Below are 16,168 nucleotides of genomic sequence, written 5' to 3'. Positions count from 1 at the left end.
CGTCATGTTGAAGCTGTCCGGTGAGGCCTTCGCGGGCAGCGAGCCGATGGGCATCGACCCGGAGGTGGTCGGTCACCTGGCCGACTCGATCGCCGAGGCGGTCCGCGTGGGCGTGCAGGTCTCCGTCGTGGTCGGCGGGGGCAACATGTTCCGCGGCGCCGCCCTCTCCGCGGGCGGTATGGATCGCGCCCGCGCGGACTACATGGGCATGCTCAGCACCGTCATCAACTGCCTGGCGCTCCAGGACTTCCTGGAGAAGCGGGGCATCGACACCCGTGTCCAGACCGCGATCACCATGCAGCAGGTGGCCGAGCCCTTCCTGCCCCGGCGCGCCATCCGTCACCTGGAGAAGGGGCGCGTGGTCATTTTCGGGGCCGGGCTCGGCTCGCCGTTCTTCTCCACCGACACCTGCGCCGCCCAGCGTGCGCTGGAGATCGGCGCCGAGGCGCTCCTCAAGGGCACCCAGGTGGACGGCGTCTACGACGCCGACCCGAGGAAGAACTCCGACGCCGTGAGGTTCGACCATCTCGAATATGGTGAGGTGCTGACCCGTGGTCTCGGTGTCATGGACGCCACGGCCATCAGCCTGTGCATGGACAACGGACTGCCGATCGTGGTCTTCGACCTCATGGGCGAGGGCAACATCCTGCGGGCCGTACGCGGTGAGAAAATCGGCACGCTGGTGAGCCCGGCAGGGAAATAGGGAGCGAACCCGACGGAGCGAGCGGAGCGGTACGCGACGTAGGAGCGGTCCGTGAAGTGAGTGAGGAGGGTGAGTGACCGGCAGACAGGTGCGAACCCGACGGAGCGAGCGGAGCGGTACGCGGCACGTGTTCACCGGAGGCGCGCCTCCGGCACGGCGGCGGTCCGTGAAGCGCGTGAGGAACGGTGAGTGACGTAGAAGACAGGGAGCCGCTGTGATCGACGAAACCCTCCTCGAAGCCGAGGAGAAAATGGACAAGGCCGTCTCGGTGGCGAAGGACGACTTCGCCGGCATCCGCACGGGCCGTGTCACCCCGTCGATGTTCAACAAGATCAACGCTGAGTACTACGGGACCCCCACCCCCATTCAGCAGCTGGCCTCGTTCCACGTCCCCGAGGCTCGCATGGTCATCATCCAGCCCTTCGACAAGGGGGCCATGGGCGCGATCGAGCGCGCCATCCGCGACTCCGACCTGGGTGTCAATCCGGGCAATGACGGGCAGGTCATCCGGGTGGCCTTCCCGGAGCTGTCGGAGGAGCGCCGCAAGGAGTACATCAAGGTCGCCCGTACCAAGGCCGAGCAGTCCAGGGTCTCGGTGCGAAACATCCGCCGCCACGCCAAGGAGGCCCTCGACAAGATGGTCAAGGACGGCGAGGCCGGCGAGGACGAGGTGCGCCGTGCGGAGAAGGAGCTCGACGACCTCACCCAGAAGCACGTCGCCAAGATCGATGAGCTGCTCAAGCACAAGGAAGCCGAGCTGCTCGAAGTCTGAGCCATGGTCCTTGTCCTGCGCGGGTCTTCCGCGCGGGACAAGGATTTTGCGTATGAGAGTAGGACCCTGTGGAACCAGCGGCGGGCGGTAGCCGTACCGGCCGGAACCTTCCCGCCGCGATCGCGGTGGGCGTCGGCCTGGGAGCGGCCGTCATCGGCTCCCTCTACTCCCCCTTCAAGTGGCTCTTCCTCCTGGTGGTGGCCGCCGCGGTGGGCGTGGGGGTGACGGAGCTCGTCCGGTCGTTCGCGGCCAGGGACGCGGAGGTTCCGATGGTCCCGGTGCTCGCCGGGATGGCGGCCATGATCGGCGGCGCCTATCTGGGCGGGCCCGGCTGGCTGCTCGGGATCTTCGCGATGACCGTGCTGGCCCTGATGGTCTGGCGGATGTTCCGCGGGACCGAGGGGTATGTCCGCGACATCGGTGCGACGGTCCTGGTCACGGTCTACCCGTCGATGCTCGCCGGGTTCGTGGCGCTGCTGCTCAAGCATCCGACGGAGGGGCCGGACCAGGTGGTGGTCTTCATCGCCACCACCGTCGCGAGCGACATCGGCGGTTATTTCGCGGGGATCTCCTTCGGCAGGCACAAGATGTCCCCGGTGATCAGCCCGAAGAAGACCTGGGAGGGGTTCGCCGGGTCGGCGCTGGCCTGCATGGCCGTGGGCGGTTGGCTGACGGCGTGGCTGCTGGAGGCCGAGGTCTGGAAGGGCGTGCTGATCGGCGCGGTCGTGGTGGTCTTCGCCACGCTCGGCGACCTGGTCGAGTCGGTGATCAAGCGGGATCTCGGGGTCAAGGACATGGGCAGCGTGCTGCCCGGCCACGGCGGGATGATGGACCGTCTCGACTCCCTCGTCGCCGCGCTGATCCCGGTGTGGGCGCTGCTGACCCTGCTCACGTGAGGCACGTGGGATCTACGCCGTCGCCCGGGTGAGCCGGGCGGCCGAGAGGCGGGGGATCAGCGGCTCGTGTCCCTCGGCTGCCACGAGCCGCAGCTCGTCCTCGGTGACCGGCAGCAGCCAGAGCCACTGCACGGCGTCGCCGCCGAAGGTGAACCCTGACAGGTCCGGCAGGCCGGGCAGGGCGGTCAGCATGATGACGCCGCCGTAGCCGGGGCCGAGCGGGAACGTCTCCGGCCGGTGGTACCACCGGGCCGTGTGGCCGTGGCCGAGCCAGGTGACCGAGTGCCATGGGTACTGGCCCAGCCAGACCAGCAGCCGGGCGGCCTCGCGGGGGTCGCGGGGGGTGGCGACGGCGAGCTCGACCCGGGCGTAGGCGTCCGGCCGGTCGATGTACTGCTCCACGGTGGGCATGCGCTGGCAGCTCATGCCGACCGTGGACAGGATGCTGTGCCGCCGGCCGCGCTCCGGGGGCCGCTCGGTGATCCCCACGGTCGGCAGCCGCCCGCCGCCGGCGTCCCAGAACCGGCCGGCGGAGCCGACGGCCCGGTCCAGATGCCCCATCACGAACTGCTGGAACGACGCCCAGGCGCCGTCTCCGCTCCGCCACTCCCAGTAGGCGCGGGCTCGGTCCAGCCGGGGGGCCAGCCCGTCGCGGGCCTCCTCCAGCGACCAGGCGAACGGCGTCTCGCCGACCGCGTCGCGGGAGTAGCCCGGCATGGCCCGCCTCATGTCCGCCCAGCCAGGAATGACCGCGAGCAGCTCGTCGTTCTCGTAGAGGGCGACGCCGTCGCCCTCCTCGAACCAGAGCGGCCGCAGTGTGCCCAGCGGCGGCCGTCCGGAGGGGTGCCGGGTGTTGGCCCGGGGCGTCACCGGGGGGAGTTCGGAGTTCAGCCGGTTCAGATCGATGGCAGGCGGGGCCGGCACGTGGTTGGCCAGCCAGACCGCTCCGTGCACCTCCCCCGTGGGCGCGCACAGGTAAGCTACCGAGGAGATCTCGTCGCGCTCGACCACCAGGGTCCGGCTCCCGTAGGGATTGACATCGGTGAGCACGACCTCGACGCCGTCTCCCCGCGTCCCTGCGGAGCGGAATGTCGCCATACATCCGGACTCTAGATCAGGGCCGAGCACCGCTTCGAGTATTCGCGCAATCGTCGAGAGAAGGCTTCGCACGTGTCGACCGCCAGCCCGGCAGGAACCCCCGCCCCCGGCCAGCTCACCTTCGTGGCGCCCCGCCGGGCCAAGCCCGCGCGCCACCTGGCCGACCTCACCATGGCCGAGCGCCGGGCCGCGGTCGCCGAACTGGGCGAGAAGCCGTTCCGCGCCGACCAGCTCTCCCGGCACTACTTCGACAAGCTCAACGGCGACGTGGCCGCGATGACGGACCTGCCCGCCGCGGCGCGGGAGAAGTTCGGCGCCGCCCTGTTCCCCACGCTCCTGACCCCGGTCAGGGAGCTGACCACCGACGGCGGCACCACCCGCAAGACGCTGTGGCGGCTGTTCGACGGCGCGCTGGTCGAGTCGGTGCTCATGCGCTACTCCGACCGCACCACCATGTGCGTCTCCTCCCAGGCGGGCTGCGGCATGAACTGCCCGTTCTGCGCCACCGGCCAGGCGGGCCTGACCCGCAACATGTCGACCGCCGAGATCGTCGAGCAGGTCGTCGCGGGCGCCCGCGCGCTGGCGGCCGGTGAGGTCCCCGGGGGTCCCGGCCGGGTCAGCAACGTGGTCTTCATGGGCATGGGCGAGCCGCTGGCCAACTACAAGGCCGTGATCGGCGCGGTCCGCCGCCTGGTCGAGCCCGCGCCCTCCGGGCTGGGCATCTCCGCCCGCGGCGTCACGGTCTCGACCGTGGGCCTGGTCCCGGCGATCGGCAAGCTCGCCGCCGAGGGACTGCCGGTGACGCTCGCGCTCTCCCTGCACGCCCCCGACGACGAGCTGCGCGACACGCTGGTGCCGATCAACACCCGGTGGAAGGTGGCCGAGGTGCTCGCCGCGGCCTGGGACTACGCGGCGAAGACCAAGCGCCGGGTCTCCATCGAGTACGCCCTGATCAAGGACGTCAACGACCAGGAGTGGCGGGCCGACCTGCTCGGCAAGCTGGTCAGGAACAAGCTCGTGCACGTCAACCTGATCCCGCTCAACCCCACCCCGGGATCCAAGTGGACCGCCTCCCGGCCCGAGGACGAGCGGGCCTTCGTCCGCCGCCTGGAGCACCACGGCGTCCCGGTGACGGTCCGCGACACCCGCGGCCGCGAGATCGACGGCGCCTGCGGCCAGCTCGCCGCGGCCGAGTAGCCCGCCGTACGGCGCCCGCCATAAAGGACGTCGAGGCACGATCAATACCAGAGGGTTACAAGTGGCATGCAAGTGTGCCAGTGGACCCTCGGAGGGTGAACATCGCACGAATCTCCCTCACCGCGCTCATGGTGGGCGTCCTGGCGGGATGCACCCATGCCCACGAGACCGCCTCGACGACCGGCGCCGAGGCGACCAAGGCGCCCGGCTCCTTCGCCGAGCCCTTCCCCGAGAGGCTGTTCACGATGGACCGCGTCTCCGTCGTGCCCGCCGCGGGGGACGACGTGATCCCGGACGGGACGCACCACAAGGCCACCGGCAAGCAGCTCACCGTGACCTACCGGAGCACCGAGGGGGTCACCGCGGGCCAACAGGTCACCGCCACCGGGTTCCAGGCGCAGGTGAGCGATCTCAAGGGCGCCCTGGACGCGCTGACCGGGAAGGCGGGCACGCCGGCCGGGGCGAGGACGGACTGGGTCGCGGTGAACCCCGGCGTGGGCCCCGCAGCCGCCGCCTGCCAGAACCTCGCCGAGGGCGAGGGCACCCGCTGCTACTGGGTCGACTCCGACACGGTCGGCTACCTGCACATGTCGAAGGAGGCCGCCCCGTACCTCCCCTTCGACAAGACCAGGCTCGAGCTGGAAGACCTGGAGAAGAAGAACTGACGCGGAACGCGGCCACCGCGGCGCTCCGGGCCTCCGGAGGAGTCCGGAGGCCCGGAGCGCCGCGGTCCCGGGGCCGCGGAGCACTCGCGGGGGCGCAGGCACCGGGGGAGTGCGGTTCCCGGGGCGTCAGGGGCTGAGGCGGTGCAGGTCGCGCGGGAACAGCGTGGCCTGCCGGATGTTGGCAGCCCCGGTCAGCCGGGCGGTCCAGCGCTCCAGCCCGATGGCGAAGCCGCCGTGCGGGGGCATGCCGCAGGCGAAGGCCGCCAGGTAGCCGGTGTACGCCTCCGGGTCCTCGCCCCGGGCGGCCAGTGCGGCCAGGTAGTCGGCGTACCGGTGCAGCCGCTGCCCGCCGGTGACCAGCTCCAGCCCCCGGAAGAGCAGGTCGAAGCTCCGGGAGAACTCCGGCCGCTCCGGGTCGGGGTGGGTGTAGAACGGGCGCTTGATCATCGGGTAGCCGGTGACGAACAGGAACTCCGAACCGTGCTCGCGCAGCGCCCACGCGCCCAGCCACCGCTCGTGCGCGGGCGCCAGGTCGGGCTCCCCCCGCGGGTCCTCGCCGGTGTGCCGACTGATCAGCTCCTGCGCGTCGGCGAAGTGGATCGCCGGGATCTCCTCCGGTACCTCGGGCAGTGCGATCCCCAGCAGCGAGAGCGCCGCCCCGGCCCCCCCTGCCGCCGACGCGTGCATGCCCGCCAGCGCCTCCCGCAGCACGGCCATCACGTCCCGGTGGTCGCGGACGAAGCCCAGCTCGGCGTCCAGACTGGTGTACTGCGCCAGGTGCCGGGCGGTGTCGTGCGGCTCGGCGCGGAAGACCGGCCCCACCTCGTAGACCCGCTCGAAGACCCCGACCAGTGCCTGCTTGTAGAACTGCGGCGACTGGGCCAGGAAGGCCGGGCGGCCGAAGTAGTCGAGGCCGAAGACGTTCGCCCCCGACTCGGTGGCGGTGCCGACGATCTTCGGGGTATGGGTCTCGGTGAATCCCAGCCCGTCCAGCGCGGCCCGGAACCCGGCGACCCCGGCCGCGGCGATCTCGAACGGCGCCCGCAGGCGCGGGTGGCGGAGCGCGGCGGGGGCGTGGTCGAGGACGGTCGGCAGCGCCGCCGGGACGGCGGGCCGGTAGAGGTCGAACGGCGGCGCCTGCACGGCCTCCGACAGCACCTCGATCGCCGGTCCGGCGGCCGGGGTACGGCTGCGCTCCGGCCCGCCGCCCGGAGCGCGGTCCGGGGCCCGCCCGGGGCCTCCCGGCCGCGGGCGGACCTCCGCGGCCAGTTCGGCGCCGCCGGGGGCCTGCGGGTTCGCGACCACGGTGCCGGTGATCTCCAGGACGGTCTCCTCCGGGTACGGCACCGGCTCGCGGAGCACGACCTGGGCGAGCCCGGAGCGGTCGCGGACCACCAGGAACGAGACGGACTTCAGCTCGCGGCGGCGGTGCAGCCAGCCGGCGAGACGGACGGTGCGGCCGACATGCGAAGGCAGGTCGGCGGCGAGAACTCGGTGGATCATCACATTCCCTTACGGAGCATGAGCTGATCCCTTGGGAGTGCGGGCGAGAAGGGCAACTCGCGGTGCCACCGCACTTTCGCCGCCGCCGCGTCGTGACGGCGGCGGGCGGCCGGATCAGGCGGCCCGCGGTGCCGTACGGTGAGGCGGCGGCCTCGTTCTGGCCCGGTGACGGGGGCCGGCCGGCGGGGCATTGGACCGTGGTGAACCGGTTCGTCCCGATCCCCGGCAGGTCGTTCCTCCCCGCGCTCGGGAGGGTCTTCACCCGGGGCACGGGACCGCCTTCGCAGCTTCCGGCGGCTCTCTCCGACCCGCGTGGTCCCCGGACTACTCGTCTCCGTCGACGCGTTGCGGTGATCTTAGGCGCAGGCCCGCCGTACCCGCAAACGTTTTCCCACCGGCCGACCCTGCGTGTCGGGGACCGCCGCAGGTGGGCGCCGTCGAACGGGACAGGCGGGGTTCGGGTCAGGGGCGGGTGCGGCGGAGCCGTACGTAGCAGGCTGTTGCGGCCGCGGACCAGAAGAAGGTGGCCGCCGCGACCTGGAGCAGGATCTCGTCGAGGGTTCCGGCGTTGGCCGCGCGTATCCACGGCATGATCGGCACCGTGAACCCGCCGGCCGGGGTGAGGCTGAGCAGCAGCAGGGCGAGGTAGCCGCCGAATAGTGCGAGCATGGCGGCGGCGGGGGAGGCCAGGATCGGCCTGCTGGTCAGCGCGCCCAGCGCGGTCCCGGCGAACAGGCCGAGCAGGTGCAGGCCCGCGCCCCTGGCGAGGTCGCCGGGGGAGGGGGCGGCGGAGAAGCCGGCGACCAGGGGGAACACCGTCGCGACCGCCGCCAGCCCGAGGTTGACGGCCAGGGCCGCGAGCAGCCCGGCGCCGATCTCCCGGCCGGGGCTCCCCGCCGCCGTCATCGAGATCAGCCGCTGCCCGGACGGCTCGGTGTCGAGCAGGCCCCGGGCGGCCCAGGCGAAGACGATGATGAGCAGCCCGGCCGAGTCCGCGTAGGAGGCGAGCTCCTTGCCAGCCGGGACCGCCGACGAGTAGAAGATCAGCATCATCGTGAAGAGCGCGATCGCCGGCTGCAGCAGCCGATGGGATCCGGCGTAGGCGGCCAGTTTGAACCGCACGAGGGAGATCATGAGGACCGCCTGGTGAGGTAGCCGTCGGCGCGGAGCTTCTGCTCGACCTCGTCGGCCTCGGCGGCGTCCACGATCACCTCGATGACCGCCCGCCGTACCCGCTCGCCGTCCCGGACGGCGACGCCGGCGTCCTCGACCAGCCAGTGGGCGGCGCCGGGGAAGCTCCGGAGCTGGTTCTGGTGGTCGCTGACCACGACCGAGCCCCCCGCGGAGGCGACCTCCGCGATGATCTCCGGGAGCTCGGCGCGGGTCTGCTCGTCGAGCCCGGCGAAGGGCTCGTCGAGGATCAGCAGGCCGGGCGGGGCCAGCAGCGACTGGATCAGGCCGACCTTCTGCGCGCTGCCCTTGGACAGGTCGCCGAGCGGCAGGCCGAGCAGGTGGGCGGCGTTCAGCCGTTCGGCGAGGGCCGCGCCGGAGGAGGGGGGAACACTCCGGATGCGGGACATGCGGGCCAGGTAGGCCGAGACGGTGAAGGGCTGCTCCACCGGGAACACGTCGGGGGCGTAGCCGACGACCGGGGGGCGTCCGGCGACCGACCCCCGGGACGGGCGGACGATCCCGGCCAGCAGCCGCAGGAGCGTCGACTTGCCGGCCCCGTTGCGGCCGGTGACCTCCACGACGGACCCCGCGGGCAGGTCGAGCCCGATGTCCCGGAGGATCCAGGGACCGCGACGGGAGTATCGGAAGGACACGCCTGAAAGCCGCATAGGCCCGTCACCCTACCGTGATCGCTCGCTTTATCCGGCCGAGTCCCCTCAGAATGGGGGGTCTGACGTGAAAGGGATGGAAAGGATCCGGGGTGAACCGCTTTCCACGGGTGCTGGGCGTGCGTTCCGGTTATGACCCCGACCAGGTGGACGCGCTGATCCGCCGGATCGAGGGCACCCTGGGCAGGGGGACGCCGGCCGGCGAGCCGATCACCGCCGACGAGATCCGCGACGCGCGCTTCCGCACGAAGCTGGGCGGCTACAACGAGACCGCGGTGGACTTCGCGCTGGAGGCCTTCATCGTGGCGGTCGAGGCCCGCGCGGCCCAGCAGTCCCACGCCCCGGACCCCCGGGCGGCGGACCCCTGGTCGGCGGACCGGGTGGCGGAGCCCCGCGCCGGCGGCCCCTGGACCGGTGAGATCAGGGCCGGTGAGGTCGTCGCGGACCCCGAGTCCGCCGCCGCCCGCCCGGGGAACGGCGAGGACCCGGTCACCGGCCCCCGGACCGGTCAGGTCCTGGCCGGGGACGCCGGAATCCCCCGTGCACCGGCCGGCGGGCCCGCGGCCGCGGCGGGACGCCCGGGTGGCCCCGCGGCGGCGGAGGAGGCCGGCACCGACGAGATATGGGTGGCCGGGGCGCAGGAGGGAGAGTCCTCCGGCGTCCGGACCGGCGGGGCGGAGCCGGAGGCCGGGGCCGCCGAGGTCCGGGAGCCGAGGAGCGACGCCCCGGGCGCCGGGGAGCCCGGGGCCGCGATCCCCGGCGCCCGGGAGGCCGGGACCGGGTCCACCGCGCTCCGCGCCCAGGAGGACCGTCCCGCCGGGAGCCGGGAGAGCGGTGCCTGGACGGGCGCGGCCCCCGCCGCCGGGCCCGGGCGCCCCCGCGACCTGTGGCCGAAGCCGCCGCTCCCGGAGAGCCTGGCCGTCGCGGGCCGGGAGGAGCAGGCGGTCAGGGTCGAGCGGGTGGCTTTCCGGCCGGGGCGGCTGGGCATGGGCTACGACGAGGGCGAGGTGGACGTCTTCCTCGACCGGCTGGTGGCGACCTTCCGGGGGACCGCCGAGCGGCCGCTGACCCCGCAGGACGTGCGGGAGGCCAGGTTCACCACGGTGATGTTCAGGGCGGGATACTCCGTGACCCAGGTCGACGGGTTCCTCGCGGAGATGGCCGAGGTCCTGGAGCGCTACCCCATCGGGTGAGGCCCCGGCGCAGGGGTCCGCGGGGCTCGGGCGCTCACGGGGCCGGCCGGTGCGCCGTGCGGATCAGCGGGTGCCCCACGAGTAGGTCTGCTTGTGGAGCTTGAGGTAGACGAAGGTCTCGGTGGCGCGCACGGTGGGGATGGCGCGGATCTTGCCGAGGATCTCCAGCAGGTGCTGGTCGCTCTCGCAGACGACCTCGACCATGATGTCGAGGGATCCGGCGGTCAGCACGACGTAGTCGATCTCCTCGATGGCCGACAGCTCGTCGGCCACCATCTCCAGGTCGCCCTCGCACTTGATGCCGATCATGGCCTGGCGGGAGAAGCCGAGGGTCAGCGGGTCGGTGACGGCGACGATCTGCATCACCCCCGCGTCCAGGAGGCGCTGGACGCGCTGGCGGACCGCCGCCTCGGACAGGCCCACCGCCTTGCCGATCGCCGCGTACGGCTTGCGCCCGTCGCCCTGCAGCTCCTCGATGATCTTCTTGGAGATCTCGTCGAGGACCACGGTGCCGGCCTTGGCGTCGTGGTCGCGGCGTACCTTGGGTGGCGTCGTCATCCGCGCTCCCTGGCGTCATGTTTCGGGGCGATGGCCGTCATGTTGCATCTCCGGTGTGACATGTTGTCAGCTTTGACCGTCGTGTCAAGCGATTCCGTAGCAATTTGGTATCTTCACAACGAAATCCCTTGTCGCGGGGCTGTCGCTCTGTAAGAGTCGCCACAACTCAGCCCCCATGTCCTAGGAGGTCGACGGTGACCACCCCGGTTGAGAACCCTGAGCTCACCCGTCTTCGCAACTACGTCAACGGTGAGCTGGTGGAGGCCGTGAGCGGCCGGTTCTCCGACGTCATCGACCCGTGCACCGGGGAGGCGTACCTCCGGGCGCCGATCTCCGGCGTGGAGGACGTGGACGCAGCCTACGCCGCCGCGGCCGCCGCCTTCGAGTCCTGGAGCCAGACCACCCCGGGTGAGCGCGCCAACCTGCTGCTGAAGGTCGCCGACGCGATCGAGGCGCGGGCCGGCGAGCTGAACGAGGCCGAGTGCCGCAACACCGGCAAGCCCCGCGCCCGGATGGCCGAGGACGAGACGCCGGTCGCCGCCGACCACTTCCGCTTCTTCGCCGGCGCCGCCCGCACCCTGGAGGGACCGACCTCGGGCGAGTTCCTCGCCGACCACACCTCCGTCATCCGGCACGAGCCGATCGGCGTCGTGGGCCAGGTCACCCCCTGGAACTACCCGATGATGATGGCCGTCTGGAAGATCGCTCCCGCGCTCGCCGCCGGTAACACCGTCGTGCTCAAGCCGTCCGACACCACCCCGGTCTCCACCGTCAAGCTGGCCGAGATCATGGGTGAGATCCTGCCGAAGGGCGTCTTCAACGTCGTCGTCGGCGACCGCGAGACCGGCGCCCTCGTCGTCGGCCACCCGACCGCGCAGATGGTCGCGATCACCGGTTCGGTGGGCGCGGGCATGGCGGTGGCCAAGACCGCGGCCGACGACCTCAAGCGGGTCCACCTGGAGCTCGGAGGCAAGGCCCCGGTCGTCGTCTTCGACGACGTCAAGGACCTCAAGGCCGCCGCGGAGGCCATCGCCACCGCGGGCCTGTACAACGCGGGCCAGGACTGCACCGCCGCCTGCCGCGTGCTGGTCCACGAGGATGTCCACGACGAGTTCACCGCCGCGCTCGTCGAGGCCGCCGCGAACATCAGGACCGGCGACCTGTCGGACGACGAGGCCCTGTACGGCCCGCTCAACAACGCCGCCCAGCTGGAGCGCGTCGCGGGCTTCTTCGACCGGGTCCCGGGCCACGCCAAGGTCCTGACCGGCGGCCACCGCGTCGGCGACACCGGCTACTTCTTCGCCCCCACCGTCGTGGACGGCCTCCAGCAGGACGACGAGATGGTGCAGAACGAGGTCTTCGGCCCGGTCATCACCGTCCAGACCTTCTCCGACGAGGCCGACGCGGTCGCCAAGGCCAACGGCGTCAGGTACGGCCTGTCGGGCTCGGTGTGGACCTCCGACCACGGCCGGGCGATGCGGATGTCGAAGAAACTCGACTTCGGCGTCGTGTGGGTCAACACCCACATCCCGTTCGTCTCCGAGATGCCGCACGGAGGCTTCAAGCACTCCGGCTACGGTAAGGACCTGTCGGTCTTCGGTCTGCACGACTACCTGCGGGTCAAGCACGTCATGCACTACATCGGCGAATAGCTGCGAACTTAAGGGATAAGCCTGGTATGACCAAAACCCAGGCGGGCACGGGGGAGGCCGCGGCCTCCCCCACCGCACCCGAGGTGCCCGCCATCGAGCTCGACGGAGTCGTCAAGGAGTACCTCGCCCAAGGTGAGGTCGTCCAGGCGGTCAAGGGCGTCACCCTGTCCATCGCCGAGGGCGAGTTCTTCTCGCTCCTCGGCCCCTCCGGCTGCGGCAAGACCACCACCATGCGGATGATCGCCGGGTTCGAGGACCCGTCGCGGGGGGCGGTGCGGCTGCGCGGTCAGGACGTGACCGGCGTCCCCCCGAACAAGCGCGACGTGAACATGGTGTTCCAGTCCTACGCGCTGTTCCCGCACATGAGCGTCTGGGAGAACGTCGCCTTCGGCCTGCGGCGCAGGAAGGTCGCCGAGGCCGAGATCAAGCGGCGCGTCGGGGAGATGCTGGAGATCGTCGACCTCGCCGGGCGGGAGAAACGCCGTCCCCGGGAGATGTCCGGCGGCCAGCAGCAGCGGGTCGCCCTGGCCCGCGCCCTGGTCAACCGGCCCCGCGCGCTCCTGCTGGACGAGCCGCTCGGCGCCCTGGACCTCAAGCTCCGCCAGGCCATGCAGATCGAGCTCAAGCGCATCCAGCGCGAGGTCGGCATCACGTTCGTCTACGTCACGCACGACCAGAGCGAGGCGCTCACCATGAGCGACCGCATCGCCGTGATGAACAACGGCGTGATCGAACAGCTCGCGCCGCCGCGCGAGATCTACGAGCGACCGGCGACCGCGTTCGTCGCCGGGTTCATCGGCACCTCCAACCTGCTGACCGGAACGGTCGAACGGGTGGCGGACGGCTGCGCCGTCCTGGCGGCGGGTGAGAGCGGCCGGGTCCTGGTGGCGGACGGCGCGCACCGGGTGGGGGACCGGATCGTGGTCACCGTCCGTCCCGAGAAGATCGTCATTTCCACCGAGGAACCCGCGGGGGAGGTAAGCGCGGTGCGCGGCACCGTCTCCGAGGTGGTCTACCTGGGCACCTACAACAGCTACGTGGTCGGGCTGCCCGGCGGCACCGAGGTGACCGTCTTCCAGCAGAACGCCCATGACAGCAGCACCACCGCCGAGCGCGGTGACTCGGTGTGGTTGTCCTGGCAGCCGCAGCACTCCTACGCGATTGGAAGTTGACCTCCCCCGATGAGCACCCCGCACAACTCCCCCTTCATCGATCCCGCGTTCCTCCGCGGTATGACGCGCAACCGCGTCGCCAGCCGCCGTGACGTGTTCCGCCTCGCCGGGCTCACCGCCGCCGGGCTCGCCCTGAGCGCCTGCGGGGTCCAGGGTCAGAAGAAGGCCGCGCCCAAGCCGTCGGAGGTCGCCGACTTCTGGGCCGGAAAGCAGAAGAACGGCAAGGTCGTCTTCGCCAACTGGCCGGAGTACATGCCCGAGGACCGCGGCCCGCTGAAGAAGTTCCAGCAGGAGACCGGTACCGCGTTCGAGTATCTCGAGGTCATCGAGGAGAACGCGTCGTTCTTCGGCAAGTCCGAGCCGCAGCTGCGGGCCGGGCAGTCGCTGGGCTACGACATCATCGTGATGACCAACGGCACGCAGTTCGCCCGCATGCAGGCCCTGGGCTACCTGGTCGCGCTGGACCACAAGCAGCTGCCGAACTTCGCCGCCAACGCCGCGCCGAAGTACAAGAACCCGGCCTACGACCCGAACAACACCTACTCCATCCCCTACACCTCCGGACTGACCGGCATCGCGTACAACACCAAGTACGTCAAGGAGCCGATCACCAGCATCCAGGCCCTGTTCGACCCCAAGTACAAGGGCAAGGTCGGCATGATGGCCGACTCCCAGGAGATCGCCAACTTCGGCCTGTTCGCGCTCGGCATCGACCCGGAGAAGTCCACCAGGGCCGACTGGGAGAAGGCCGCCGCCAAGCTCAAGGAGCAGCGCGACGGCGGCATCGTCCGCAAGTACTACGACCAGGACTACATCGACGCCGTCTCCAAGGGCGACGTGTGGCTGACCATGGGCTGGTCGGGCGACGTCTTCCAGCGGCAGCTCGCCGGGGAGCCGGTCGCGTTCGCGGTGCCCGAGGAGGGCGGCACCATCTGGACCGACAACATGATGATCCCCAAGGGCGCGGCCAACCCGGTCGACGCGCTCATGCTGATGGACTACCTCTACAAGCCGGAGATCGCCGCCGAGCTCACGGAGTACATCCAGTTCGTCACGCCGGTGCCCGCCGTGAAGGACCTCCTGTCGACCAAGGCCGCGGGACTGAAGGGCGAGGACAAGGAGGCCCTCGAGGCGATGGTCGGCAGCCCGCTGGTCTTCCCGACCGAGGCCGACTACGCCAAGCTGCACGGTTACATCTCGCCCGCCCAGCCGGCCGACCAGGAGGCCTTCGAGGGCATGTTCCAGGCCGTCACCCAGGGCTAGCGGATGAGAAGAGCCAAAGCGGCCGCCGCGCCGTACCTGCTGGCCCTGCCGGCCTGGATCTGGTTCGCGATCTTCTTCGTGGTCCCGATCGCCGCCATGGCCTCGGTCTCGCTGACGACCGGCAACCTCCTGGAGGGGTTCCAGCAGACCTTCAGCGTGTCCAACTACGCCGACGCCATCGGGCAGTACCACACGCAACTGGTCAGGTCGCTGATCTACGGCGGCACGGCCACGGTGGTCATGCTGCTGCTGGCCTACCCGGTGGCCTACTGGATCGCCTTCAAGGGCGGCAGGAACAAGTCGGTGTACCTGTTCCTCCTGCTGCTGCCGTTCTTCGTCTCGTTCGTGCTGCGCACGATCTCCTGGGGCTTCATCCTCGCCGACGACGGCATCCTGTTCGGGCCGCTGAAGTCGGCGGGCCTGCTGCCCGGTGACTTCCACGTGCTGGCCACGGACGTGGCGGTGATCGGCGGCCTGGTCTACAACTTCCTGCCGTTCATGGTGCTGCCGATCTACGTGGCGCTGGAGCGGGTGGACCCGCGGGTGATCGAGGCCGCCTACGACCTGTACGCCTCGCGGTGGGCGGCCTTCCGCAGGGTGGTGCTCCCGCTCTCGCTGCCGGGCGTCTTCGCGGGCGTGCTGATGACCTTCGTGCCGGCCACGGCCGACCCGGTCAACGCCCGGGTGCTCGGCGGCACCGGGAACACGATGATCGGCAACATCATCCAGACCGAGTACATGACCAACAACGACTACCCGACCGCGTCGGCGCTGTCGTTCACGCTGATGGCGGTGCTGCTGGTGGGCATCTTCGTCTACGCCCGGTCGCTCGGCACCGAGAACGTGCTGGAGGCGGCGGCCCGATGAGAGGCAAGCTCGGCGACCGGCTCCTGCACGGCTACACCTGGCTGATCATCGCGTGGCTCACCGCGCCGATCCTCGTGATGATCATGTTCGGCTTCAACGACAAGAAGAGCAAGTCCAACACCTCGTGGCAGGGGTTCACGCTCCGCTGGTACCGGGAGCTGTTCGCGGACGGCTCCCTCACCGAGGCGCTGGTCAACTCCCTGCAGGTCGCGGTCGTCAGCACGGTGCTGACCACCGTGATCGGCACCGCTCTGGGCCTGGCCCTGGGACGCCACCGCTTCCGCGGCAAGGGGCTGAGCAACTTCCTCGTCTTCGCGGCGATCTCGACGCCCGAACTGGTCATGGGGGCCTCGCTGCTGTCGCTGTTCGTCTCGGGGAACACCCCGAGGGGCCTGGCCACGATCACCATCGCGCACGTGCTGTTCTCGCTCTCCTTCGTGGTGGTGACGGTGCGCGCCCGGGTGGTCGGGCTCGACCCCTCCCTCGAGGAGGCGGCCAGGGACCTGGGGGCGGGCACGTGGACCACGTTCCGCCTGGTCACCCTGCCGGCGATCATGCCCGGTGTGCTCGCCGGGGCCATGCTGGCCTTCGCGCTGTCCATCGACGACTACGTCGTGACGAGCTTCGTCAACGGCAACGAGCTGACGTTCCCGCTGTGGATCATCGGCTCGGTCAAGGTGGGCATCCCGCCGCAGGTCAACGTGATGGGCACGCTCATCTTCGGCATCGGGGTCGCGATCGCGGTCGCCAACGCGATCGCGAGCCGGCGCCGCACCTGAGGACTCCGG

General features: G+C 70.9%; 16 protein-coding genes. 11 read left to right on the top strand and 5 right to left on the bottom strand.

The features are described from left to right. The first annotated feature begins 4 nt into the window (after positions 1 to 4). From pyrH to FHS22_RS25000, 3 genes are all read left to right on the top strand, one after another. Entirely contained in the window at positions 5 to 703 is a 699-nt protein-coding gene (pyrH, locus tag FHS22_RS25010) for a UMP kinase (protein WP_221474072.1), read from the top strand. A 214-nt stretch (positions 704 to 917) separates the two neighbouring features. Further along, positions 918 to 1,475 (top strand): ribosome recycling factor, encoded by a 558-nt coding sequence (gene frr, locus FHS22_RS25005; protein ID WP_184945443.1) that lies wholly within the window; start codon positions 918 to 920, stop codon positions 1,473 to 1,475. Between the two features lie 68 nt (positions 1,476 to 1,543). Further along, on the top strand, positions 1,544 to 2,371 hold the full coding sequence (locus FHS22_RS25000) for a phosphatidate cytidylyltransferase (protein WP_338047931.1): 828 nt from the start codon (positions 1,544 to 1,546) through the stop codon (positions 2,369 to 2,371). A 12-nt stretch (positions 2,372 to 2,383) separates the two neighbouring features. On the opposite strand, the gene FHS22_RS24995 is transcribed toward FHS22_RS25000, so the two are convergent. After that, a complete protein-coding gene (locus tag FHS22_RS24995) occupies positions 2,384 to 3,469 on the bottom strand; it encodes a suppressor of fused domain protein (RefSeq protein WP_184945441.1) in 1,086 nt (361 codons plus the stop codon). A gap of 72 nt (positions 3,470 to 3,541) precedes the next feature. On the opposite strand from FHS22_RS24995, the gene rlmN reads away from it, so the two are divergent. Further along, the gene (rlmN, locus tag FHS22_RS24990) at positions 3,542 to 4,666 is read left to right on the top strand and encodes a dual-specificity RNA methyltransferase RlmN (RefSeq protein WP_184945439.1); all 1,125 of its coding nucleotides are present in this window, start codon (positions 3,542 to 3,544) and stop codon (positions 4,664 to 4,666) included. 95 nt (positions 4,667 to 4,761) lie between these two features. Beyond that, on the top strand, positions 4,762 to 5,331 hold the full coding sequence (locus tag FHS22_RS24985) for a hypothetical protein (RefSeq protein ID WP_184945437.1): 570 nt from the start codon (positions 4,762 to 4,764) through the stop codon (positions 5,329 to 5,331). Between the two features lie 126 nt (positions 5,332 to 5,457). Here the strand turns inward: FHS22_RS24985 and aspS are convergent, their stop codons facing one another. The 3 genes from aspS to FHS22_RS24970 form a co-directional block, all read right to left on the bottom strand. Then, positions 5,458 to 6,834, bottom strand: a complete 1,377-nt coding sequence (gene aspS / locus FHS22_RS24980) for an aspartate--tRNA(Asn) ligase (RefSeq protein WP_184945435.1) — start codon at positions 6,832 to 6,834, stop codon at positions 5,458 to 5,460. A 462-nt stretch (positions 6,835 to 7,296) separates the two neighbouring features. Beyond that, on the bottom strand, positions 7,297 to 7,956 hold the full coding sequence (locus FHS22_RS24975; protein ID WP_184945433.1) for a hypothetical protein: 660 nt from the start codon (positions 7,954 to 7,956) through the stop codon (positions 7,297 to 7,299). A gap of 8 nt (positions 7,957 to 7,964) precedes the next feature. Beyond that, complete coding sequence (locus tag FHS22_RS24970) at positions 7,965 to 8,660, bottom strand: ABC transporter ATP-binding protein (protein WP_338047930.1); 696 nt, start codon at positions 8,658 to 8,660, stop codon at positions 7,965 to 7,967. 107 nt (positions 8,661 to 8,767) lie between these two features. Between FHS22_RS24970 and FHS22_RS24965 the strand changes: the two genes are divergently transcribed. After that, positions 8,768 to 9,868 carry a DivIVA domain-containing protein gene (locus FHS22_RS24965; RefSeq protein WP_184945429.1) on the top strand — a complete coding sequence of 367 codons (1,101 nt, stop codon included), beginning with the start codon at positions 8,768 to 8,770 and terminating at the stop codon, positions 9,866 to 9,868. Between the two features lie 63 nt (positions 9,869 to 9,931). Here FHS22_RS24965 and FHS22_RS24960 read toward each other — a convergent pair whose 3' ends face one another. Beyond that, positions 9,932 to 10,426 carry an Lrp/AsnC family transcriptional regulator gene (locus FHS22_RS24960; protein WP_184945427.1) on the bottom strand — a complete coding sequence of 165 codons (495 nt, stop codon included), beginning with the start codon at positions 10,424 to 10,426 and terminating at the stop codon, positions 9,932 to 9,934. A gap of 194 nt (positions 10,427 to 10,620) precedes the next feature. Between FHS22_RS24960 and FHS22_RS24955 the strand changes: the two genes are divergently transcribed. From FHS22_RS24955 to FHS22_RS24935, 5 genes are read left to right on the top strand one after another with little or no spacing between them, the layout of a single operon-like run. Then, on the top strand, positions 10,621 to 12,078 hold the full coding sequence (locus FHS22_RS24955) for a gamma-aminobutyraldehyde dehydrogenase (RefSeq protein WP_184945425.1): 1,458 nt from the start codon (positions 10,621 to 10,623) through the stop codon (positions 12,076 to 12,078). A 26-nt stretch (positions 12,079 to 12,104) separates the two neighbouring features. Further along, entirely contained in the window at positions 12,105 to 13,250 is a 1,146-nt protein-coding gene (locus tag FHS22_RS24950; RefSeq protein ID WP_184945423.1) for an ABC transporter ATP-binding protein, read from the top strand. A gap of 9 nt (positions 13,251 to 13,259) precedes the next feature. Next, positions 13,260 to 14,513, top strand: a complete 1,254-nt coding sequence (locus FHS22_RS24945; RefSeq protein WP_184945422.1) for an ABC transporter substrate-binding protein — start codon at positions 13,260 to 13,262, stop codon at positions 14,511 to 14,513. Positions 14,514 to 14,516: 3 nt separating this feature from the next. Further along, positions 14,517 to 15,380, top strand: coding sequence for an ABC transporter permease (locus tag FHS22_RS24940; protein WP_184945420.1), 864 nt, complete (start codon positions 14,517 to 14,519; stop codon positions 15,378 to 15,380). Next, positions 15,377 to 16,159 carry an ABC transporter permease gene (locus FHS22_RS24935; protein ID WP_184945418.1) on the top strand — a complete coding sequence of 261 codons (783 nt, stop codon included), beginning with the start codon at positions 15,377 to 15,379 and terminating at the stop codon, positions 16,157 to 16,159. Before FHS22_RS24940 ends, FHS22_RS24935 begins: the two co-directional genes overlap by 4 nt. The last annotated feature ends 9 nt before the right edge of the window (positions 16,160 to 16,168 follow it).

This window comes from Thiemannella venezuelensis, from assembly GCF_014203605.1.
In the GTDB taxonomy this organism is placed as follows: Bacteria; Actinomycetota; Actinomycetes; order Streptosporangiales; family Streptosporangiaceae; genus Planomonospora_A; species Planomonospora_A venezuelensis.
This window is presented reverse-complemented; position numbering and strand designations above follow the sequence as displayed.